This window comes from Gemmatimonadota bacterium (genome assembly GCA_040882465.1).
GTDB lineage: Bacteria > Gemmatimonadota > Gemmatimonadetes > Longimicrobiales > Gaopeijiaceae > JBBEBG01.
This window is the reverse complement of record JBBEBG010000040.1, coordinates 1-22,401: the sequence shown is the minus strand read 5'-3', so window position 1 is coordinate 22,401 and position 22,401 is coordinate 1. Positions and strand designations below refer to the sequence as shown.

16 protein-coding genes and 1 pseudogene are annotated in these 22,401 nt (G+C 66.0%); 10 read left to right on the top strand and 7 right to left on the bottom strand.

The window, feature by feature from the left end; translation table 11 throughout:
- Positions 1 to 71: 71 nt before the first annotated feature.
- Entirely contained in the window at positions 72 to 482 is a 411-nt protein-coding gene (locus WEG36_15255) for an ester cyclase (protein ID MEX1258952.1), read from the bottom strand.
- A gap of 104 nt (positions 483 to 586) precedes the next feature.
- Positions 587 to 796 (bottom strand): annotated as a pseudogene (locus WEG36_15250) (HepT-like ribonuclease domain-containing protein).
- Between the two features lie 326 nt (positions 797 to 1,122).
- Between WEG36_15250 and WEG36_15245 the strand changes: the two are divergent.
- The 6 genes from WEG36_15245 to WEG36_15220 all read left to right on the top strand — a co-directional run bounded on the left by WEG36_15245 (position 1,123) and on the right by WEG36_15220 (position 13,162).
- Entirely contained in the window at positions 1,123 to 2,556 is a 1,434-nt protein-coding gene (locus WEG36_15245) for an ATP-binding protein (protein ID MEX1258951.1), read from the top strand.
- A 247-nt stretch (positions 2,557 to 2,803) separates the two neighbouring features.
- Positions 2,804 to 4,015 (top strand): efflux RND transporter periplasmic adaptor subunit, encoded by a 1,212-nt coding sequence (locus tag WEG36_15240; protein ID MEX1258950.1) that lies wholly within the window; start codon positions 2,804 to 2,806, stop codon positions 4,013 to 4,015.
- Complete coding sequence (locus WEG36_15235) at positions 4,012 to 5,415, top strand: TolC family protein (GenBank protein MEX1258949.1); 1,404 nt, start codon at positions 4,012 to 4,014, stop codon at positions 5,413 to 5,415. The genes WEG36_15240 and WEG36_15235 overlap by 4 nt, the downstream gene beginning before the upstream one ends.
- Positions 5,416 to 5,418: 3 nt before the next feature.
- Complete coding sequence (locus tag WEG36_15230; protein ID MEX1258948.1) at positions 5,419 to 8,748, top strand: efflux RND transporter permease subunit; 3,330 nt, start codon at positions 5,419 to 5,421, stop codon at positions 8,746 to 8,748.
- A gap of 5 nt (positions 8,749 to 8,753) precedes the next feature.
- Positions 8,754 to 11,882: an efflux RND transporter permease subunit gene (locus tag WEG36_15225; protein ID MEX1258947.1), complete on the top strand. Its 3,129-nt coding sequence runs from the start codon at positions 8,754 to 8,756 to the stop codon at positions 11,880 to 11,882.
- On the top strand, positions 11,879 to 13,162 hold the full coding sequence (locus WEG36_15220) for a 6-bladed beta-propeller (GenBank protein ID MEX1258946.1): 1,284 nt from the start codon (positions 11,879 to 11,881) through the stop codon (positions 13,160 to 13,162). The genes WEG36_15225 and WEG36_15220 overlap by 4 nt, the downstream gene beginning before the upstream one ends.
- Before the next feature lie 39 nt (positions 13,163 to 13,201).
- Here the strand turns inward: WEG36_15220 and WEG36_15215 are convergent, their stop codons facing one another.
- Positions 13,202 to 14,431 (bottom strand): hypothetical protein, encoded by a 1,230-nt coding sequence (locus WEG36_15215; GenBank protein ID MEX1258945.1) that lies wholly within the window; start codon positions 14,429 to 14,431, stop codon positions 13,202 to 13,204.
- 138 nt (positions 14,432 to 14,569) lie between these two features.
- Positions 14,570 to 14,992 carry a hypothetical protein gene (locus tag WEG36_15210; protein MEX1258944.1) on the bottom strand — a complete coding sequence of 141 codons (423 nt, stop codon included), beginning with the start codon at positions 14,990 to 14,992 and terminating at the stop codon, positions 14,570 to 14,572.
- Between the two features lie 312 nt (positions 14,993 to 15,304).
- On the opposite strand from WEG36_15210, the gene WEG36_15205 reads away from it, so the two are divergent.
- From WEG36_15205 to WEG36_15195, 3 genes are read left to right on the top strand one after another with little or no spacing between them, the layout of a single operon-like run.
- Positions 15,305 to 16,540 carry a carboxypeptidase regulatory-like domain-containing protein gene (locus WEG36_15205; protein ID MEX1258943.1) on the top strand — a complete coding sequence of 412 codons (1,236 nt, stop codon included), beginning with the start codon at positions 15,305 to 15,307 and terminating at the stop codon, positions 16,538 to 16,540.
- Positions 16,518 to 18,488 (top strand): hypothetical protein, encoded by a 1,971-nt coding sequence (locus WEG36_15200; protein MEX1258942.1) that lies wholly within the window; start codon positions 16,518 to 16,520, stop codon positions 18,486 to 18,488. Before WEG36_15205 ends, WEG36_15200 begins: the two co-directional genes overlap by 23 nt.
- Positions 18,489 to 18,519: 31 nt before the next feature.
- Positions 18,520 to 20,256, top strand: a complete 1,737-nt coding sequence (locus tag WEG36_15195; protein MEX1258941.1) for a hypothetical protein — start codon at positions 18,520 to 18,522, stop codon at positions 20,254 to 20,256.
- Positions 20,257 to 20,355: 99 nt separating this feature from the next.
- On the opposite strand, the gene WEG36_15190 is transcribed toward WEG36_15195, so the two are convergent.
- Entirely contained in the window at positions 20,356 to 20,778 is a 423-nt protein-coding gene (locus tag WEG36_15190) for a hypothetical protein (GenBank protein MEX1258940.1), read from the bottom strand.
- Between the two features lie 130 nt (positions 20,779 to 20,908).
- Between WEG36_15190 and WEG36_15185 the strand changes: the two genes are divergently transcribed.
- A complete protein-coding gene (locus tag WEG36_15185) occupies positions 20,909 to 21,283 on the top strand; it encodes a plastocyanin/azurin family copper-binding protein (protein MEX1258939.1) in 375 nt (124 codons plus the stop codon).
- Between the two features lie 259 nt (positions 21,284 to 21,542).
- Here the strand turns inward: WEG36_15185 and WEG36_15180 are convergent, their stop codons facing one another.
- A complete protein-coding gene (locus WEG36_15180) occupies positions 21,543 to 21,875 on the bottom strand; it encodes a hypothetical protein (protein MEX1258938.1) in 333 nt (110 codons plus the stop codon).
- Positions 21,794 to 22,147, bottom strand: coding sequence for an HNH endonuclease signature motif containing protein (locus WEG36_15175; protein ID MEX1258937.1), 354 nt, complete (start codon positions 22,145 to 22,147; stop codon positions 21,794 to 21,796). Before WEG36_15175 ends, WEG36_15180 begins: the two co-directional genes overlap by 82 nt.
- Between the last annotated feature and the right edge of the window lie 254 nt (positions 22,148 to 22,401).

Genomic DNA, 22,401 nt, shown 5'->3' with positions numbered 1-22,401 from the left:
TTCGCAGTCGCCGACTGGGGGTTGGGGCCACTTCGTGGGCATGTTGGGTGGCCAGTAGCTCCCCGCGAACGTCACCCCTCCCCGACGCCGAGCTGCTGCATCATCACTCCCGAATCGGCCACGCCCCAGTGCTCGACCATCTGTCCGTCACGGATCCGAAAGAAATCCGCCATCGGGACGGAAATGGAGCGGCCGGTCGCGGGGATTCCGAGAAATTCTCCCTGGTGGGTGCCGGAAAGGGTCACGCGGGCGAAGACCTTGTCCCCCTCGGCGATCAGGTCCTCCACGGTCATGGTAACTCCGGAGAACGCCGCCTGGAGATTTCGGAAGAACTGGAGAACTCCGGCCTTCGACGGTTCGAGGCCCGGGAACTCGTCGTGTTCGATGACGTCGTCGGCGATCACTGCCGCCAGCGCGTCGAAGTCCTTGCGGTTGATCGCGTCGTAGGTGCGGCGGACGAGAGACTTGTTTTCTTCGGACATGGCGCTTCTCCGGCGGAACCTGCTCGTTGGATCGGGATGGGGCACGCGCTGCACGGCGGGGCCCGGACAAGTGGTGGGCACAATCGGGCGCGATCGGCCTTCGGTCAACCCCGGGGAGACTTCAGGAGCCGCTCCGCAGCCGCCGTCGCAAGATCATGGATCGGATCGAGGTGGTGCAGCGCGCGAACCACCAGGTCGTAGTCCAGCCCCACATACTCATGCAAGAGGACGTTGCGGACTCCAGGGAGCTGCGCGAGTTCCTCGACCATTCCCGGATCGAATCCCGAGACGCGTCCGAGGTTTCGCACGGCGGTAGTGTAATCCTCGAAGCTAAGTCGCTATCAATCGGGAAAGCCGGGCTCGCGTGGAACGACGCCTCCCGGCCTCGAGCGCCCCCTCGCCCCTCCTCAAAGGTCCACCTGAGGGGCTTCGTGCTAACTCCGGAACGACCGTCCGCGCAGCCGGTGAAGTGTGTGTCCAGTGGCTTCGTCAGCCTACGCATCCCGCACGGGAAGTGTCCAGCCGCCGTTGACATCGTCTCCTCACGACTCGACGTTCTGCCCCTGCCGACGCCATTCGGGCCGATTGCCCGCCCGGATGATCGGCCCGATGGGACCGGATCTGGAGACTGGAGGCGATCATGGCAATTCCTGAGCTCGTCGACCGTCTCTCCTCCATGCCCCAGCTCGAGGGAGTCCCCGTCCAGGAGCTGGAGTGGCTCGCGACGCACGGTCGGCTCAAGGTCCACGAGCCCGGAGTCTTCATGGCTCCGGGTGATGCGCTCGAACACCTCTTCATCTTGCTTACGGGCCGTGTCGCCGTAGATGTCGACCGTGGTGTCGGACCGCGGCGAGTGTTCGAATGGTCCCCCGGGGATGTCACCGGCCTGCTACCGTTCTCGCGAATGACGGAGGTGCGCAACGACGTCCTGGCGGAAGTGCCGACTGAAATCCTTTCGATTCACCAGAGCCATTTCCCCGAGATGGTCTCCCGGTGCCCCGGCTTCACCGCCCATACGGTCCACACGATGCTCGACCGCGCGCGCCGCCTCACCTCGAGCGATCTGCAGGACGAAAAGATGATGTCGCTCGGAAAACTCGCGGCCGGCTTGGCACATGAGCTGAACAATCCAGCCTCGGCCGCGATGCGCGGAGCGCGGTTGCTGCGCGCGGGACTGTCCGGCGCGGAAAGTGCCTCGCGAGCGCTCTGGCGGGCGGGACTGTCCGAGGCTCTCATCGCCTCCCTCGAGAAGTTGAGCGCGGAGTGGTGGGAGCCGGCCGCCTCGACCCTGAGTATGGATCGAGAAGGTCAGATCGAGGACTGGCTCCGTCGCCACGGCCTGGATGCGAGCTACGTCGAAGATCTCGTGGACACGTCCATCACCATCGAAGGATTGGATCGACTCGCCCATCTGGTGCCCGCAAAGGCGCTGGACGCCGCTCTCCGCTGGGTCGCGGCCGGTTCCGCAATCCGCCTCGCGGCTCAGGATGTCGAGGACGCCACGGTCCGCATCTACGACCTCGTGGCCGCCGTCAAGGCATTCACGCACATGGACAAGGCGGCGGGGCTGGAGGCGGTGGTTGTAGCGGACGGACTTCGGGACACGATGCGGATCGTGGAACCGAGGATTCGGGCGAAGGGGGTCACGATCGCGCTCGAGGTCGAGCCCGAGGTCCCGCCCGCTCGGGCGGTCGCCAGTGATCTGAACCAGGTGTGGATGAACCTCATCGAGAATGCGATTGACGCGGTCGGCGACTCCGGGCGGATCGAGGTCGCGGTCCGAACGGAGCTGGATCGGGTCGTCGTGTGCGTGAGCGACGACGGGCATGGCATTGCTCCCGAATTGATCTCACGCATCTTCGACCCCTTCTTTACGACGAAGCCCCCGGGCCAGGGTGTGGGCCTCGGGCTGGAGATTGCCCGCCAACTTCTGCGCCGCTGCGGAGGGGAGATCGCCGTGAGTTCGGAGCCGGGGCGTACCGAGTTCAGAGTAAGCCTACCGACGCCTCCTTCAGGTCGAGAGGTCGGTACGGCGCCCAGAGGTACTCCAATCACGGCAGAGCAGGACATGTAGCGAGAGGCGGAGCCACCCGCGCCACGGTTCGGACCGTGTGAACGTTATGGGGGTGCCGCCTGTCTGCGAATCACCCACCGCGATCATCATGCCTCCGGGAGCTCTCCACGAACTCGCCTCGTCGCTCCAAACCCCTGTTCACGAATTCATTCGTTGACAACCCGGACGCGACCTTCCCACTCTAACGATGTGGGCGCAGCGACGCGGCGCGTCCCGAGGCACATCCCCTCTAACGCGCGGCCCACCCATGAAGCTTTCCCGAGGCGTCCTGAGCCTCCTCACCGTCGGAGTCATCTTCGCGGGAGTCGGGGGCGCCGTCGCATGGCGCCTTCTCGGCGAAGACTCCGGCGCGGGAGGTACCTCCTCCGCCACACCTCCTCCCTCGACCGAGGGCGTCGCTGTCGCGGAGCCGCAGCTCTTCCAGGGGGCGCAAGCCGTCCAGGGTGTGGAGGTCGTGCGTGACACGCTCTGGATCCAGGTGGCCGGCTCCGGAACCGCGGAGGCCTACCGGCGAAGCACGGTCGCGACGCGCCGCGCCGGCGTCGTGGAAGGCGTCTTCGTCCGCGAAAACGACTTCGTGGCTGCGGGCGAAGTTCTCATTCAGCTCGACACCCTCGAAGCGGCCCTCGAGCTTTCCGAGGCGAGAGCGGACCTGACGCTTCGGAAAAACGACTTTCAGGCGCGGATGCTGGCGGGCGGGCCCGTGGACGATCCGGGGGTCCTCGCACAACGCGAGCAAAACATCCGGCTCCAGGTCGGGATCGTCGCGGCGGAGTCGCGCCTGAGGCGAGCCGAGGTGGAGATGGAGCTCACCCGAGTGACGGCCCCATTCTCGGGGCGGGTGGCCGATCTCAAAGCCGTCGAAGGACAATACCTGGGGGCGGGCGCCGAAGTGCTCACGCTCGTCCAGCTCGACCCGATCCGGATCCAGGTGGGGGTTCTCGAGTCCGGGCTCCCTTCCCTTTCCGCCGGGCGCAGCGCGGAGGTTCAGTTTTCGGCCCTCCCGGGCGAACGCTTCACCGCGCGAATCGAGTCCGTGAATCCCCTCGTGGACCGAGAGGCGGGAGGGATGGGGCGAGTCACCCTCGTCCTCCCGAATCCTGGGGGGCGCGTCCTCCCAGGGATGTACGCCGAAGCGCGACTCGACGCGGAGTCCCTCCCCGACCGCATCCTCGTTCCCCGCGAAGCGATCCTCGACCGGAACTCCGGAGCCAATCGCCGCCAGATCGTCTTCATGGCGCGCAATCTGAACGACCGCGGCGAGGGGATCGCCGAGTGGCGCTACGTGACCACGGGGCAGCGAAACGAACGATTCATCGAGATCGTGGCCCACGAGGAGACCTTCATGCTCGAACCGGGGGAGGTCGTCCTCGTGGACGGGCACCACTATCTCGCGCACGACACCCCGGTCCGGCTCGTGGACAACGTTTTCCTGGCGGGCGGGAGGCCCGGAAGGTGACGGCCGGGACGTGGCCGGGGCGCTTCGCCGCCGCGGCCTGGGCCGCCGCACTCGCGCTCGCGGCGCTCCTTCCGATGGCAGTCTCCGGTCAGGTCGCTGCGGGTCCGCCCGCGCGGCTCACCCTCGACGAAGCGATCACCCGCGCGACGGCGAACAACCCCGCGTACCGCCAGGAGGTGAACAACATCGAGCTGAACGAGATCGAGGGTCGGAGCTTCTGGCTCGGCTTCTTCCCACAGCTCTCGGTGTCCGTCCTCAACACCAACATGCAGTGGAACCGGACCGCGGTTTCGACGGACATCTTTGGAAATCCGATCGCGAATCCGGACTTTCGAATGGTCCAGTCCGCAACGTCCTCGCAGCGACTTCAGCTCAACTGGAGTGTCGCGCTCGGCGACTATTTCGAGCGGCGAGCCAACCGACTGCGCGCGGAGAATCGTCTTGCCCAGCTGAGCGATCAGGGGGAGATCCTGGCCCTCGACATCCGACTGAACTTCCTCGATGCCCAGGAACGGCTCGAGGCGCGCGCCCTGGAGGAAACGCTCCTGGAGGTGCGGCGCGCGCTCGCGGGGCTCACGGATCAGCGCTTTCGGCTCGGGCTCGCCGACCGAGTGGAGCTCCTCGAGGCCGAGCTCGACGTGGTCACACAGGAAAACGAGTTCGAACAGAGCCGGACGAATCTCGCCACGATCCACCTCCAGCTCCGGAACCGAATCGGGGACGACTCGCTCGGCGAATTCGAGATCGTCCCGGAACCCCTTCGGCTCTTCGATCCGGCCGTTCTGGACCAGGAAGCACTCGTCGAAGCCGCCGGCGAGTCCGGACCCGCGGTCCGGCAGGCCCGCTACACCCTGGCCGACCGGGAGGTCGGAATTCCCCTCGCGCGGTCTACCTGGCTTCCGACCTTTTCTCTGTTCGCGAGCACCGACCGCCAGGAGATCTCGCGGGAATCGGGAAGCGGTTTCCTCCAACCGCTCCCCGACGCGGATTGGAGCCGGAGATTCGGCCTCACGATTTCCTTCCCGGACATCGGCACCTGGTTCACCCGCCAGAACGAAGTGCGCCGAACTGAGCTCGACGTGCGAAATGCCGAGGAAGCCCTTCGGGCGACGGGCCTTTCGATCCGGGAAGAGGCCCGCCGCCTCCTCGTGGAGCTCGAAAACCAGTACCGCACCCTCCGCCTCCAGGAGCGGCGCGCGGAGCTCGCTGCGGAGAGGCTCGAGCTCCAGCAGGAATACTTCCGGCTCGGGCGGGTGGACTACCTCGACCTCCAGAACAGCGCGGAAGCCTCGGCGAACGCGCTCCGCCAGGTTCTCCAGGCCCGCTACGCCTTCGAGCGCGCCCTGATTCAACTCGAGCGCGCGCTGGGAGCGCCGGTCCCGACGCCCGAGGCTCGGTAAGCGGTGGCTCTCTCGCGACTGTCGGTCCGCCGGCCGGTGGCGGTCTCGATGTTGTTCCTGGCGGTCATCCTCCTCGGGGCGATCTCCTTCACGCGCCTCCCCATAGACCTCCTCCCCGATGTCAGTTATCCACGCATCGTCATCTATTCCTCGTATCCGGAGGTTGCCCCCGCGGAGGTGGAGCGGCTCGTAACCGAACGGATCGAAGGGGCGGTCGGCACGACCCCCGGCGCGGAACGGGTGACCTCGATCTCCCGCGAAGGCGTGAGCCTCGTCACCTTGCGATTCGCGTGGGGGACGAACATGGACTTCGCGATGCTGAACGTTCGGGAACGGCTCGACCAGGTGCGCGGCTCGCTCCCGGAGCTTCCCCAGCGCCCCCAGATCCTCCGGGTGGACCCGCGCTCCGACCCGATCATGATCCTCTCGGTCGCGGGCGACGACCTCTGGGAGACGAAGGAGCTCGCGGAGAACGTCTTCCGGCGGCGCCTGGAGCAGGTGGACGGGGTGGCCCAGGCACAGGTCGCGGGGGGACTCGACCGGGAGATCGTCGTGGAGGTGGACGCGACCCTCCTCGAAGCGTACGAGCTTTCGATCGCGCAGGTGGGACAGGCGGTGGATCAGGCGAATCGCGCCGGATCCGGGGGGACGATCCTCGAGGGGCGGACCCGCTTTCCCATGCGGACCCTCGGGGAATTCCTGGACGTCGCGGAAATCGAGGACGTCGTCGTCGCCCAGCATACGTTGACGTCGGGTGCGTCGCGGACCGTCCGGGTGCGGGATATCGGGCGGGTCGAGGACGGGTTCGCGGACCGGGAGTCGCTCGCCCGCTACAACGGGCGCGAAGCGGTCGGGTTGATGGTGTTCAAGGAGGCGGGGGCGAACACCGTGGAAGTCACCGCCCTCGTGGAGGAGGTGCTGGAGCTCCTCCGCGCCGAGTTTCCCGAGGTCTCCGTGGACGTGGCGCAGGCGCAGGCCGGCTTCATCTCCGACTCGATCAACAACGTCGTCTCGGCCCTGATCTTCGGGGGAATCCTCGCCTTCCTCGTCCTCTTCCTCTTCCTCCGGGAGCCCCGCTACCCGGTGGCCGTGGCCCTCGCGATCCCGATCTCGGTCGTCGGGACCTTCGCACTCATGGACGCCTTCGGGGTGTCGCTCAACATCATGAGCCTGGGCGGGCTCGCTCTCGGCGTCGGGATGCTCGTGGACAACTCGATCATCGTCCTCGAGAACGTTTTCCGGCACCGGGAGAGCGGAGCGGGCGCGATCGAAGCGGCGGAACGGGGCGCCGAAGAGGTCTCCCGCGCGATCGCGGCGGCGACCTTCACGACGATTGCGGTCTTCCTGCCGATCATCTACGTGGAAGGAGTGGCGGGCGAGCTCTTCCGCGACCTCTCCCTGGCGGTCGCCTTTTCCCTCCTCGTCTCGCTCCTCGTGGCTCTGACGCTCCTTCCCGCGATCGCCGCCCGTTTCAGGGTCGGAGCCGCTCCGGAAACAAGAGCCCCCGGCCCACTCCGACCGGGACCCATGCCGCCGCGTTTTTTCGCGACGGTCGGTTGGAGCGCGCGGATCGTCGCGCGATTCCCGGCCTGGGTTCTCGGATGGCTGCGCGCACTCGGACGCGAGCTCATCCGATTCTGGTGGGGAGGACTCCAGCGCGGTGCCTCACGGGTCTTCCGAACCCCGCTGCGGGCCTTCGACCGCGCCTTCGACGGCTTCGCGGCCCGGTATCACCGCCTTCTCGAATGGTCGCTCGACCACCGCGCCGTCGTGCTCGGCGTGTCGGCTCTCGTGCTCGGAGTCACCGCGCTCGCCGCCGCGACACTCGACCGCGACCTCCTCCCGCGCGTGGACCAGGGAGGGTTCGAGGTGGGGCTCGAACTTTCGGAAGGGACCGCTCTGGAGCGAACCGACGAGGTGGCACGCGCGATCGAGGCCGTCCTCCTCGCCGACGCCGAGGTCGAGGCCGTGTTCGGCACCGTGGGGCGCGACGTTCGCCGATTCGCCACTTCGGACGACGCGAGCGGGCTCCACACCGCCCGTTTCCAGGTGCGCCTGAGCGAAGGAAGCGAGAGCGACCCCGCAGTCGAGCGCCTTCGCGACCGATTAGAGAACGCGGCCCCAGATGCGACGGTCACGATCCTCACCGGACAGGCCACGGCGCTCGGACAGATCCTGGGCGGGTCCGAAGCGGACATCGCGGTCCGGATCCGCTCTGAGGACCTGGACGCGGCCTTCGCGTACGCCGGCCGCCTGCAGGCAGGACTCCACGACGCGGATCGGGTCGCGAATGTCCGCGTCGGGTCCGGTCGAGGCCACCCCCAGGTGGAGGTGCGGATTCGGCGCGACGACGTCGCGCGTTACGGCCTGCAGTCCGGGGCCGTCGCGACGGCCGTGGAGAACGGGATGCGCGGGCTTCAAGCCTCGGAGTTCGTCGCCTTCGACCGCCGGATTCCCATCATGGTGCAGCTCCCCGACTCGCTCCGGTACGATGTGGCGACCGTGGAGCGGCTCGAAGTGGAAGACGTTCCCCTCCGCGAGGTCGTGAACGTACAGATGTCCGCCGGCCCCGCGGAGATCCGCCGGGAGGACCAGGGGCGGTTGGTGGCCGTCCTCGCGGACGTGCGATCCGGCGGGCTGGACGGCGCCATCGCCGAGGTCGAAGCCGCGATCGCCGCCGACCCGCCCCCCCGCGAGCTCCGGGTCGAGGTAGGAGGGGAGAACGAAGAGATGGTGCGCTCCTTCCGTGACCTCGCCTTCGCCTTCGGGCTCGCCCTGGTCCTCGTTTACATGATCCTGGCGGCCCAGTTCGAGTCCTTCGTACACCCGGCCACGATTCTCGCGGCGGTTCCCCTCGCCCTCATCGGGGCGGTGCTCGCCCTCCTTGCCACGGGGGAAGGGCTGAACACGATGTCCCTCATCGGGATCGTGATCCTCGTGGGAATCGTGGTGAACGACGCGATCGTGAAAGTGGACTTCATCGTGCGGGCGATAGAACGAGGCTCCGAGCTACGCCAGGCGATCCTCGAAGCCGGGCGCGTCCGGCTCCGCCCCATCGTAATGACCACGGTCACCACCGTCTTCGGGCTCACTCCGATGGCGCTCGGAATCGGGAGAGGCGCGGACCTCCGGGCTCCCCTCGCCATCGCCGTGATCGGGGGGCTCACAATCGCGACCCTCCTGACCCTGATCGTCGTTCCGGTCCTCTTCTCCCTCGTCGAAGAGGCGCGGCGCGCGGTCACGGGTGGGGCATCATCTCCGGGTGACGTGGCCATGGGTTCCCTGGCCCCCGGGTCGGGTGCCCCAATCCCCCAGCCGGAGGGGACCCCGTGATCCGGATGAGCATCCGGCGTCCGGTCGCGGTGGCGATGATCTACGTCTCCGTGGCCCTCCTCGGAATCGCCGCCTGGCGAAACATTCCGGTCGAGCTCCTCCCGGAAGCGAGTTTTCCCCAGCTGACCCTCTCCTTCAGCTGGCAGGGCGCTTCCCCCGAGACGACGGAGGCCTTCGCCACCGCTCCGATCGAGGCCTCGATCCAGCAGGTCCGGGGTGTGGAGCGGATCACCTCGACGACGAACGAGGGGGCGGCGAACATCGTGGTGCGATTCGCGCGCGACACGGACATGGAGTTCGCGCGGATGGACCTCTCGGAGCGAATCGCCTCGTTGGAAGAAACGCTCCCCGACGGGGTGAGCGCGATCACACTTCAGCCGTACGTTCCTCGCGAGTTCGAGGCGCAGGCCTCGCAGCCGTTCCTCTCTTATACCTTCACCGGCCCTCTCCTCCTCGAGGCGCTTCGCGACCATCTGGACCGCGTCGTCGTCCCGGAGGTCCTCCAGATTCGCGGAGTCGCGGGGGTCGAGGTGGACGGGGGAAGCCAGCGCGTCCTCGAGATCGAGCTCGATCCCGACAAGATCGCCGCCCTCGGGCTCCGGCCGGAGCAGGTCGCCGCCGCGGTGCGGGATCTGGACCTGGTGCGCGACGTGGGCGCCGTCCGCGAGGGCGAGATGGAGTGGGTGGTCACGATCCGCTCCCGCCCGACGACCGCGGAGGATCTCCGCACCGCCACCCTCCCCCTTCCACAGGCCGGGGTCGGCACGACTCCCGTGCGGCTAGAGGATGTCGGAGAGGTACGAGACACGTTTCAGGAGCCGACCCAGCACTTTCGGATCAGCGGGAGCCCGGCGGTCGGCTTCCGCGTCGTCAAGGAGTACGGGACGAATACGGTCGCGCTTTCCGAGATCGTCCGGGACCGAATCGCGGGCCTCGAGGCGCAGAATCCGCCGGGAAGCCGGCTCATCCTCATTTCCGACGCGAGCGAGGAAATCGAGCGGCAGCTGACCGACCTGCGGACCCGGGCGTTCATCGCGGCGGGCGTCATCTTCCTCGTCCTCCTCCTATTCCTCCGGTCCTTCCGGACGGCCGGAATCGTCTTCGCGACGATCGCCTTTTCGATCCTGATCTCGCTGAACCTCATCTATTTCGGCGGACTCACGCTGAACATCCTGACCCTCATGGGGCTGGCGCTCGGTTTCGGGTTGATCGTGGACAACTCGATCGTCGTCCTCGAGAACATCTTCAGACAGTGGCAGGAAGGTGTGGATCCCGCGCAGGCCGCGGAAAAGGGAGCGCGCGACGTCGTCCTTCCGATCTTCGCCTCCACGCTGACCACCCTCATCGTCTTCCTGCCCTTTCTTTATCTGCAGGGAGAGCTACGCATCTACTACCTCCCGCTCGCGATCGTCGTGGGGCTTACCCTCATCGCTTCGATCTTCGTGGCCTTCACCTTTATTCCGGCGCTCGCGGCCCGGCTTCTCGGGATGCGGCGGCACCGCGCGCTCGCCGCCCCGGCGGCAAGGGCCGCGGCTCCGCGACGCGAGCCCCTCTACGTTCAGTTTTACTCGGGGCTCCTCGGTTATTCGCTTCGTTTTCCATGGGTCACGGTTCTCGTTGCGGCCGCCTGCTTCGGGGCGACGTATTGGCTCTTCGATCAGAACGTGGTGAGAGGCGTGCTCTGGGGAGGGAGCGCGGGCGCCCAGCGCACGACGCTGGGAATCACCGTCACGATGCCGCGGGGCTCGGACCTGGAGCGCATTGACGAGCTGACTCGCTATTTCGAGGAGCGACTCGCCCAGATGCCGGAAGTGGAGCGCTTCGAGTCGCGGATCCGGACCGCCTCTTCGACATCCACCTCCTCGACGACCGTCTGGTTCCGTCCCGAGCTGGAGCTGACCGCGGTTCCGCTCGTGATCCAGGAGCAGGTCATCGGCTTCGCCCTGGGCTTCACGGGCGTGAATATGTCGGTCCGGGGACAGGGGCCCGGGTTCAGCAACGCTGCGGGCGGAGTGGCGCCCAACTACCGGATCACGATCCTCGGATACAACTACGAGCGGCTCGCGGAGATCGCGGAGGACCTGGCCGGCCGGCTCCGCGGCCAGAGCCGGATCCGGGAGGTGGACGCGAACTCCTCCGCGCAGTTTTCACGGGACCGGATCACCGAGTTCGTGGCGGACATCAATCGCGACGTAGCGTCCCGGTACGGCGTGACGATCGCCGAGGCCGCGTCCCTCATCCAGGCCTTCATGCGGAGCGGAGCAAACAGCGGCCGGGTCACGATCGCGGGCGACCCGGTGGACTTCGTCGTACGCCTCGAGGGGTTCCGGCAGGTGGACGTGGAGGGGCTTCTCGAGACCGTCGTCGCGACCCCGAGCGGAATTCGGATTCCGCTCGGAAGCCTCATCTCCCTCCGGGAGCGGAGCGTCCTCACCTCCATCCGGCGCGAAGACCAGCAGTACGAGCGCTCGGTCAGCTACGAGTTCCAGGGCCCCCGGCTCCTCGGAGACCTGGTGCGCGACCAGGCACTCGAGGCGACCGTCCTTCCGGCGGGTTATTCGCTCCGCGACACGAGCACTTTTCTGATCTCGACCACCCAGCGACAGCAGATGATGGTGGTGCTCTTCGTGGCGCTCGGGCTGATCTTCATGGTGACGGCGGCCCTCTTCGAGTCCATCCGCCAGCCCCTCGTCGTGCTTCTCGCGGTGCCGATGGCGCTGATCGGCGTATTTCTGATCTTCTTCTTTGTGGGGACGAGCTTCACCAGAGAGGCCTACATCGGCGTTATCATGATGGGAGGGATCGTCGTGAACAACGCCATCCTCCTCGTGGATCACATCAACCGGGTGAGAGCCGAGCGCGGCGAGCTCCCCCTCGGCCAGGCGATTGTGCAGGCGACCCTCGAGCGGGTGCGCCCCATCCTCATGACGACGGCGACGACCGTCCTCGGGCTCCTCCCCTTGGTGCTGTTCATGCCGGCCGCCGATGCCCGGATCTGGAATGCACTGACTTACGCCCTCATCGGCGGGCTTCTCTCTTCAACGCTTTTTGTCCTCACCACGACGCCGGCGCTTTACTTCCTCTTCGAGAGGCGGAAAGGCGGCGCAGGCGAGGCGAAGGGAGGCAAGCCATGAAGGGATCGAAGCGCGCCGCCACCCTGGGAATCTTTGCGATCGCCGGCGCGGGCTGCTCGGCTCCGGCTCCCGGGGCCGTCATCCACCTGGATGACCTCCCCCGCCTCGTCGCCATCGAGGAACTTCGCATCGGCGACCTCGACGATCCCGGTGCCGGCTTCTCACGGATCAGCGCGATGGACGTGGACCGGGACGGCAACCTCTACGTCGTGGAGGCGAGCGTCCCCGAGATCCGGGTCTTCGACCCCGCGGGGGCCATCATCCGTCGCATTGGACGCCGCGGCGAGGGTCCGGGTGAGTTCACGGCGGCGCCCCGTTTCGGCGTCCACGGAGATACCGTCTGGACCGTGGAAGGGCGCGGCAGCCGCATGACCCACTTCGATCGGCGCGGGAGGGTCCTGGCCACGGGACGAACGGACGGCGTCTCCGTGCATCTTCCGACTGGTGTGGGCGGCGTCATCCCCTGGGCCATGCGTCCCGACGGGCAATTCACCGGGTACCTCGGAAGGATCACCTACACCCGGAATGCCTCCCCGTCAGGGGTCCTTCCCACAGACAGCATTCCCGTCCCCTTCGTCCTCTTCGACGTGACCGGGACCGTGACGGACACGATCGGCTGGTCCGGACGTCCGCCCCCGCGAATGTGGCGGCCCCCTTCGGAGGAGTCCGCCAACGCGGGGACCATCGACGTGGGCGGGCGGCAGTTCTTCGTCCCGAATCCACCGACGACTCTCCCCTGGTGGGAGGCACGGGAGGATGGGTACCTGTCGGTGGAAACACCGCTCGCGCCGACTTCGGGAGAAGGAATCGTTCGCGTCACGAGGATCGGGACGGCGGCCGATACCCTCTTCAGCAACATCCTCCACTACCGGCCGGCACCATACACGGGACCCGACTTGGACTCGATTGCGGCGCGCGCGGCTCGAGGTGAGGAAGGCGGATTCGTTCCCTTTTTTGTGGGGGCGGATGCCCCTCCTCCTCCTTCGAACTGGGAAGCGATCGCCCATGCCCTCCGCGGCGCCATGGACTTTCCGGAGTTCCAGCTCCCCCTCTCCTATCCCTGGGTCGCCCAGGACGGATCGGTCTGGCTACGCCTTTCGATCCGCCCGGGGGAACCTCAGCGATGGATCGTTCTGGACGCGAAAGGGCGCGCCAGGGGATTGATCGACCTTCCGGACGAGGCGCGAGTCGCGTGGCATCGCGGAGATCGATTCTGGGCCGCGATTCCCGACGAGTTCGGCGTGCCCTGGGCCGTGCAATACAGAATCGAGGAGGGTTGAGCGGATGGACTCCAGGGTGCGAGACAGTCGCACCCCCCCTCAGGGATCCTCGGGAAGGAGCCGATACCGCACGAGGCTCTCCACTTCGAATACGTCCTCTTCGATGACCCAGATGTGGGAGTCGTCTGCCACCGCAATCCGCGCGTTCGTCGGGAGGCTCAATCTTCCTTCGGGCTCGCCCATCGGATCGAGGATCAGGTAGGGCCGTTCATCGCCTTTGTCCGAAAGCCGGATCCAGAGCCGGTCGTCGGAACCATGCACGATGCCCACGATGGGCGGCATCATCGGGGGAAGGATCGCATTCGCGCGAAGAAGCTGCCCCATGTTGTCATCGGGCGCCGTGGAAGCCCGGGCCTCCACGATGCTGTCGCGCATGGCCTCGGTGATGGAAATCACTTCGAAGGGATACCTCCGCGTGAAAAGCGGTCCATCAAACACGTCCTCCATGAAGATCTCGTAGGTCCCGGCATCGGGACCCTCCATGGAGACCTGGAGGTGGGCCATTCGCGTGCCGTTGTCGGCGAGACGGAGGATGGGCCGGTCGGGCATCGTCATGACGAAGGGGCTCATTCCCGCCATTCCGGTCGTCCCGTCCGGCATTTCGATCTCGACCATGATCGGTTCCATCGGCGGCCCCGTGGCGAACTGAAAGTAGCTGATGATCGTTCCATCTTCCCGGACACGCCCGTAGGTCGGTTTGGTTCGATCGTGATCGCCGAGCCCGGGCGTCCTCGCTCCCGCGAGCTCCCCATAGACCGATCCGTCGGCATAGAGCGCGCCGCCATAGACGATCGAGAATTCCGGAAAGGTGCCTGCCATCTCGGGACTCGGTCGGGCGCCGTTCGGAGTGTAGATGTACCGGACGTAGTTCAGGTCGGAGTCGATCAGCGTGAAGCGGCGCTGACTGAAATCGTAAGCGTAAAGAGTGTCGGCGATCCATCCGAGCCGGTGAGCGGTCGTGAATTCTCCGGGGCCCTGTCCCTCCCGCCCGATGGCTCCCAGCGGTTCACCGGATTCGCTGAAGAACCGCACGTTGAAGGTCTGCCGCTGCGCGATCGCCATCCTCCCGTCTTCGAAAACGGCCACGCGAATCGTGGTGTCAATCGGCACGAGGTCGTGCTCGTACCCGTCTATTCGGACCTCCTCCTCGAAGGTGTAGGCCACGAGACCATCGTCCGGGCCGGCGCCCCCGTCCTCACCCGCGGCGCACGACGCGACGAGCGATCCGAAGAGCAGGACTGCAACGACTCCCAACGTGAACCTTCGCATGAATGCCTCCGGGCGTGGCGTGGGCGGAGGGCTCCTCTTCCCCGGAAAGAAAAGGCCGGAGAGAGAAGGAACGGGCCGATTACGAATACTTACGTGGTCAACCTGTTGCCGCAACAAAAAAAACGCCGGGGGACCGCGTTATCCCCCCGCCCGTGTCCTGACCATGATGGCGCCGCCGACGGTTCCCGTGAGAGGCGCCCCGGGGAGTCGTATGGCAGCTTCGGGACGGACCCACTCCACCAGGACGATCGAGTTCGCGGATTGCGCGCGCAGGAACGACTCGATTCCGCCGGACTCCCCCCGGCGCTGGTTGTCTACGTAGAGCAAGGCCGGCCCCCCGATCGGGTTCAGCCAATTGGGCCGGAGGCGGCGGATCATGTCGAGCGCGTCGGTGGCGTCGGTCGCGATGACCTCCTGCTCCGTGATCGCGTCGAAGGCGCCGCCGCCGCCGGCACCACCCCCGCCGGTGCTCGCGCAGCCGGACAGGAGCGCCGCGGAACCGAAAGTACCGAGGAGGACGACGGCACCGAACAGCGGTCGCGTGAAACTTGGACCGTTCATGATTTCTCCGAAGTCGATGGGCGGTTATACGCGCCTTGTGCCGCACCATGGCGCGTTAGCTTCTCACGAATAAGTGGAGGATCGCGAATGCGAAAGTATGTCCGGGCGATGTCAGGGAGTTCTTGCGTTTTTCGGGCTCGTGACCTATTACGGGGTGTGCCCACTCATCACGGATCGAGTCAGACACGCCCTTACGCGTGCCTTGCGAAGGCGGACGCTGCCCTCCACCGTGGTTTCGCGGCTCCGCTGCCCGGGTCCGGCACGAATCGTTGGTCCGTCTAGCACAATTCCTCGCATCATCGGAGTAGAATCATGTGCTCACCATACGTTCGATGGGTGCGGCAACCTTTGAGGGTTGCCGCGCTGACGACGTTCCTCGCCGCGATCGGCGCCTCCGGGCTGCTTGCCCAGGCGGGACAGATCACCGGCACGGTGACCAACGCGGACACGGGAGAGCCCGTCGTCGCAGCGCAGATCTCCGTCGTGGGGACAACCCTCGGGATCACCACCGGCGGTAACGGCAGTTACACGATCGCCGGCGTCCCGGCGGGAACCTACACGCTGCAGATTCAGCGGATCGGCTACCTCGAGTTCCAGCAGCCGGGCGTCACCGTCACGGCAGGTCAGGCGACGGTCCAGAACCTCACGATGGCGGTTCAGCCCCTTCAGCTGAACGCGATCGTCGCGACCGGGTTGATCGACCCCGTCGAGGGGGTGAGGTCTCCCATCACGATCGGGCGGCTCGACCGGCAGAACATGCCGGTTCCCGTGGCCGGATCGGCAATCCAGAATCTTCAGGGGCAGATCGCGGGGGTGACCATCGCGCGCGGAAGTGGTGAGCCGGGCGCGGCCGCGGCGATCCAGCTCCGCAGCCCGACCAGCATCGGTGCCGGCACCCCCCTCATCGTCGTGGACGGCGTGATCCTGGGCGGGACAAGCGCGGACCTCGAGTCCATGGACATCCTGAGCATCGAGGTCGTGAAGGGTGCGGCCGCGGCGTCCCTCTATGGATCGCGCGCCGCGAACGGCGTCATCGCGATCACGACGAATCGTGGCTCGGGCCTCGCGTTCGGCACCACCCAGATGACGGCGAGATCCGAGTTTGGATGGCAGTCGGCCATCGAGGGGCTGCGGCTTCCCACGCACCACTTCTATGCGCTTACGGCCGACGGCATGAGCTACGCCGACGCGGACGGGAATGCCGTTGGCCGCGGCGACCGCATTCAGGAGACGGGGAACCAATTCCGCCTCTTCATGGACAACCCTTACCCGGGCCCCATCTACGACAACATCAACGAGGTGTGGAATCCGGGAAGTCAACAACAACACACCGTCAACCTGGCGCAAAACACGACGGACACAAACTTCTTTCTCAGTCTCAATCGAAACGTCCAGCAGGGTGCCCTTCCGAACAACGACGGGTACAGCCGCAACTCGTTTCGAATCAACCTGGACCATCGCTTCCTCAACTCGCTCAGCCTCGGGATCAGCGCCTTCCACGCGCGCACTTACTCCGACGACGTGAATGGGAGCCTCAACGGCCTCTAACACGGCTCCGCCGGACATCAACCTCCTGGCGCCTCCGGTGACGGCCGAGGACTCCATCGGAGGATTCACCAAGTTTCCGAACCCGAACACGACCTTTCAGAATCCCCTTTGGGTCGAAGGCATCGTCGAGGACGAGCAACGCGAGATTCGTACCCTCGCGAGCGCGCAGCTGCGATGGGATCCTGCCGCCTGGGTCTCGTTCTTCGGAAACATCAGCTACGACCGAGAGGACTCGAAAACCCGCAATTACACGCCGCTCGGTGTCGTTGTCGGAACCGACGAGGACGGCAATCTGAGTTATAGCCAGGGCCTCAACGACACCTGGAATGCGGAGCTCCAGGCGTCCCTCCGCCGTGACTTCGGTCCGTTGAACACGCGCGTCACGATCCGCGGGCTGATGGAGCGTGACCGGGAAGAGGACATCTCCGCGTCGGGGAACGTGCTCGTGATCAAAGATACGCCGACCCTCGAGGCGGTCCCCTCATCGAGCCAGTTTTCCGGCTCCAGCGAGGAAGAAGTCCGATCGAACGGGTGGCTGGTGGACACGGCGTTCGACTATGACGCCCGATACATCCTGACCGCCCTCGTCCGTCGAGACGGAAGCTCCCTCTTTGGACGGGAAGAGCGTTGGCAGACCTATTACCGGGTCGCCGGCAAGTGGCGGATCTCGGAAGAAGATTGGTTCAACATTCCGAACGTGGATGAACTCGGAATCAGCGTCTCGCGAGGCACCGCGGGAGGCCGGCCGCCCTTCTCGGCGCAGTACGAGGTCTGGTCTCTCTCGAACGGCGTCCCGACGAAGTCACAGCTCGGCAACCGGTTCCTCAGGCCGTCGCAAACGGTCGAGCACGACGTTTCGGTCAATGCCGTTTTATTCGATCGCTGGGAAATGACGGCGACGTACGCCTGGCAGCAGACGTCGGAGCAGCTCCAGACGGCAAATCTCCTCGCCTTCTACGGGTATCCTACTCAGTGGCAGAATGGCGGGACGATCGAGGGAAACACGATCGAGTTCACGCTCAACGCCCCTGTCATCCAGACGCCACGCTTCGGATGGACGACGACCTTCGTGGCCGACCGTTCCGACTCGGTGATCGAGGAGTGGCCCTTCGCGTGCGAATCGCCCGCATGGCGGTTCCGTTGCGCGGGCCGCGGCGTTTACGAGGTATGGGGATACAACTTCGTCACCTCCGATGCTCTGTTCGAGGCACATCGCGGCGGGGAGCTCATCGGGTTCGAGGATCAGTTCGACAGGAATGACGACGGATATCTTGTCTGGGTGGGTGAGGGATTCTCCTACACGGACGGCGCCGGCACGGACGACGATCTGAATACCGGGGACGACCTTTGGGGTACCTCGACGACGATCGGCGGAGAGACTTACAATTGGGGAATTCCCTTCCGCGAGCGGGACGGCGGTGGCGGCCTCCTCCGCAAGCAGGTCGGCGATGCCGCCCACATCAACCTCGGGTGGATTAACAACTTCAACTTCGGCGCCTTCTCCCTTCATGCGCAGCTTCACGCCAAGGTCGGCGGCGACGTCCAGAACACGCAGCACCAATACATGATACCGGACGACGTCGCGCCGATGATGGACCAGGCGGGGCGGCCCACGGGGCTCAAGAAGCCTCGCGCGTATTGGACCACACTGTACTCCGACGCCGGGGGCACCGACTTTTTCAACGAAGATGGAAGCTACCTCAAGCTCCGGCAGGTGATCCTCAACTACCGCGTGCCGCAAAGCCAGCTCGCGCGTCTCCGCCTATCGGATATGGGGATCTCCAGCCTCACCCTCGGGCTCATTGGGAGAGAGCTCGCCACTTGGACCAACTACCGCGGATTCGATCCCGAGCAGGGACTCAGCCTCACTGGAGGTTCGCAAACGGGCGCCGGCGGGACCTATCCACCGACGTCGAGCTACACGCTCGAATTCCAGGTGACCTTCTAACGAGATCCCTTCCGACCAAGAGGCTACTTGCATGTTTTCCCAATCCAGAAGAGTCCTCCTCCTCGCCGCGCTCCTTGTGGCGGCGACCGGATGCCAGGATCTCGTTGTGCGAAACCTGAACGACCCCGACCGTTTCCGGGCGATCACGAACCCCGAGGACGTCCAGCAGTTGATCGCCGGGGTCTTCGACGAGGAGTACTTCCCCGCGATCCACCTCGCCTCGTCCGCGGTGGACACGGAGATGATGTTCGCCGGGTACGCGAGCGAGATGACGGCGACGACGGTCCTGGGCGGCACCGCCAACGAGACGGCGGAGCCGCGCCAGGAACACTCCAACCTGGTTTCCATTGCGACCACAATCGGCGTGCATGGGCCACGCAATATGTACAGGGACTTCCTCCGTGTCTGGTCGGTGGCGGACGACATTCTCCGCCTTACGCAGGGGGAGGACGCGACAGAGCTGATCATCGGCGAGGTGGATCAAACACCGCGCGCCCGGGCGTTCGCGATGATGATGCAGGGGTTCGCATGGGGATATCTCGCGAATATGTTCGACCAAGCGATGATCATCCCCTCGGATGAGGTCTTCCCGGAGAGTAACGAGGAGGCGCTTCAATACCTGGTGGATCGCGACGTCGCACTCGAGGCGTCACTCAGCGTGTTGGACGATGCGAAAGCCCTCCTCCTGGCGAATCCGGACATCGTTTACCCCGATCGCTCGGCCGGTTCGGCTCAGTGGTTCGGTGCGGCGGCGCCCGTCGGTCCGGCCGAGCTGATTCCCTTCATCAATACGATGCAGGCCCGCTTCTTGATCATGCACGCGCGCAATCCGGCCGAGCGCGCAGCGGTGAATTGGACGCGCGTCCTCACGCATACGACTGCAGGCCTCCAGTCCGACTTTTCCGTGGTGTTGGACGGCAGCCGCCCGAGCGGACTCTACAGCACCATCGCGCGGGGGAACGCTGGGATGGGCGCGGATTATCGCATGGTTGGGCCGGCGGATATCTCGGGCGGATACCAGAGCTGGATCGCCGCAGGTCTCGAGGGCCGCGACCGGTTCCAGATGGTGACGCCGGACCGCCGGATCCAGGGACCGGGCTTCGTCGTGTTCCAGAGCGTGAACTACCGGGCACAGGGCGCCTACTTCCGGAACATGGCCAATTCGCTTTCCGACCAGTGTTGCGGTGCCAGCGGGACGTATTACCGGCCCGCGTACCAGTGGCGGCGGCACCAGCACGGCATCGGTATCGCAACGACCGTCAATTCGACCACGTCGAACTTCAATACGGGTGATGCGGAGATCGCGACCGCAGATGAGAACCGTCTCTACGCGGCGGAGGCCAACTTCCACATGGGGAATCTCACCGCGGCCCGGGACCTCGTGAACGTGACCCGGACAAGAGGGCACACGCTTCCGAACCAGGGAAACTTCCCGACCAATCTCCCGCCGGCGACGGTCAATGGCGCACCGCATTCGGCTCCGGGAGCTGACGACTGCGTGCCCAGGACCGACACCGGCCAGTGCGGGAATCTACATGTCGTGATCCGGTACGAACGCATGATCGAGCTCGCCGGGCTCGATGTGTTGCGCGGCTGGTTCGACTCGCGCGCGTTTGGGACGCTGCCGGATGGCTCATGGACGCAGCTCCCGGTCCCCGCGCCGGAGCTTGAGCAGCTCGGGCTCCCCCTCTACAGCTTCGGCGGAGTGGGCACCGAGTTCGGCGCCGTCTATGCACCGGTCGGAGGGGGGTGGAACGGCGGGCCGTGAGGATCGGTTTGAATTGAGGGACTGAAGCGGAAAATAGTGCGGGCGCCCTGGGGATTCCGGGGCGCCCGCACCTTCTTCCGCGACCTGCCGAGAAACCCCTCAGTCGTTTGGGCCGCCGCCCAGGCGCACCACGATCGCGCTCTCGATGTTGCGCCCCGCTCCCAGGATCCCGGGAATGGTCGCGCTGGCCGTCGGCCCGTCCAGCCGCCGGATTTCGACCACGGACTGCGTGGAGATCTGCCTGAGCATTTCCACCGGCCCGAAGTAGGTTCCGTTCACCACGACCGCGATCTGGGTCTCCTGATTGATGGCCCGAGCTCCGCGGCTCTGGAGCCAGAGCGGACGAAGTCGCTGGAGCGCCTGATAGAGGTCCGACACGAAGACGGTCGAGAGCTCTTCCGCGGACACTCGGTCCCGGTCCTCCGCGGAAGCATCGATTGCCTGTCCGCCGCTGGCGCACCCCATGGCCAGCGCGAGGACGATCGGAATCGAGAGTTGGGAGACGCGGCGCCGAATGCGCATCGGATCACTCCTTGGAGAGTGGCCTGGAACTGAAGTCAGTTGGAGCTAATCTTAGGTGGGAACCGTCGCACCGAACAGGTGTCCGAAGCCAGGGGAGTTCACGCGGGTCGCTCGCTCGAAGGAGACGTGGATGGTCGGCAGTCGTGAATGGCGCCTTTTCGGCCTCTCGGTCCTCCTGGCCCTCACGGCGGGATGTGTCTCCTCGACCGACCCGGACGGAGGAGGCGGTCCGGACGCGACGGCGACGGTGCGAACGACCGACGACTTCCGGTTCGTTGCCGATGAGGTGCACATCGCGGTCAGCGGCACGGTGACCTGGCGCTCGAACTCGGGCCTCCGCCACTCCATCACTCCAGTAGGGCACGACACCTGGGAACCGGTCGAATGGGACACCCGCGGCGGCGTCATGCTCGAGGTGACCTTCATCACACCCGGCATCTACGACTACCGCTGCGAATACCACTGGCAGGACGGAATGTACGGGCGGATCATCGTTCTGGAGTGAGCGCCTCCGCGGTCGCCCCGTAGCAGTCGGCGGACTCCGAGAATCCCCACCTCAACCCCATGCCGGCGCGCCATCCTGGCGCTCCCCGTATCGGCTTTGTCCTCGGTATGGCCTTTAGGTGGGAGCAGACGCGCGTCGCGGCCGCGGCAAGTCCACTCGAGCTCACTGGAGTCGCGGGCTCGGCCCATCCGGGGTGCGTCTCGCGAATCCCAAAGCCGGCTCAAGGGTACGCGCCCTCTCCCACTCTGAGCCCTTGCCGTCACTTCGACATCTCCGCACGTTCTGCGACCCACGCTGGCTGGGAGATCTCCGCTCTTTCCGGCAGCACCGCCTCGATGGCACGAAAGAGCACAGGCGCCGGGATGTCGGCCTCACGCTCCCAGCGCACGGAGGCGGTCCAGGGCCCGGGTTCGGTCCAGCCGCACCGGGAGCCGATGGAGTCCGCCTCTCCCCGGCCAGAGCTCCCGTTCTCCCGCATCATGCCCGCGACTGGGTCATCATTCGGGAGCCTCACCTCCGGGCGGCGGGCATCGTAGCGCACGAACCCGTGGGGATCGTAGAAGTGGGCGATCCCGTTTCCGTTGCATGCCACCCGCCAACCCCCCTCATGCACGAGCCGGTGATGAGAGCGGCATAATGCCGCTTATTCCGAAGTCGGAATAAGCGGCAGAGGAGGATACAGTTGGCGAGGCTCGTCTTGCCGCCGTCGGCCCAGTGCCGGACATGATGCGCGTCGGTAAACCGGAACCCACACCCCGGGAACCGGCATCCGCGGTCGCGGGACTCGAGGGCGCGGCGGAGCGCGGGAGGAATCGTGCGGGTCTTTCGTCCCACGTCGAGGACCGTGCCTGTTGCCGGGACCATGCCTCCTAGGGGCACCGTGCTTCCGCCGGGGACCGAGCTTCCTCCGGGAACCGAGCTTCCTCCGGGAACCGGGCTTCCCGCGGGGACCTTGCCTCCCGCGGGCACCTTGCTTCCTGCGGGCACCGTGCCGTCGGCGAAGCCCTCGCCCCCGGAACCGTGCGTCACTTTGACGACACTCGCGTCGCAGGAGAGGCGCCTCGACGTTTCAGCTGAAACGCGCGTCCCGTCCTCGAGCTCGGAGCGGCCGGGCTCCC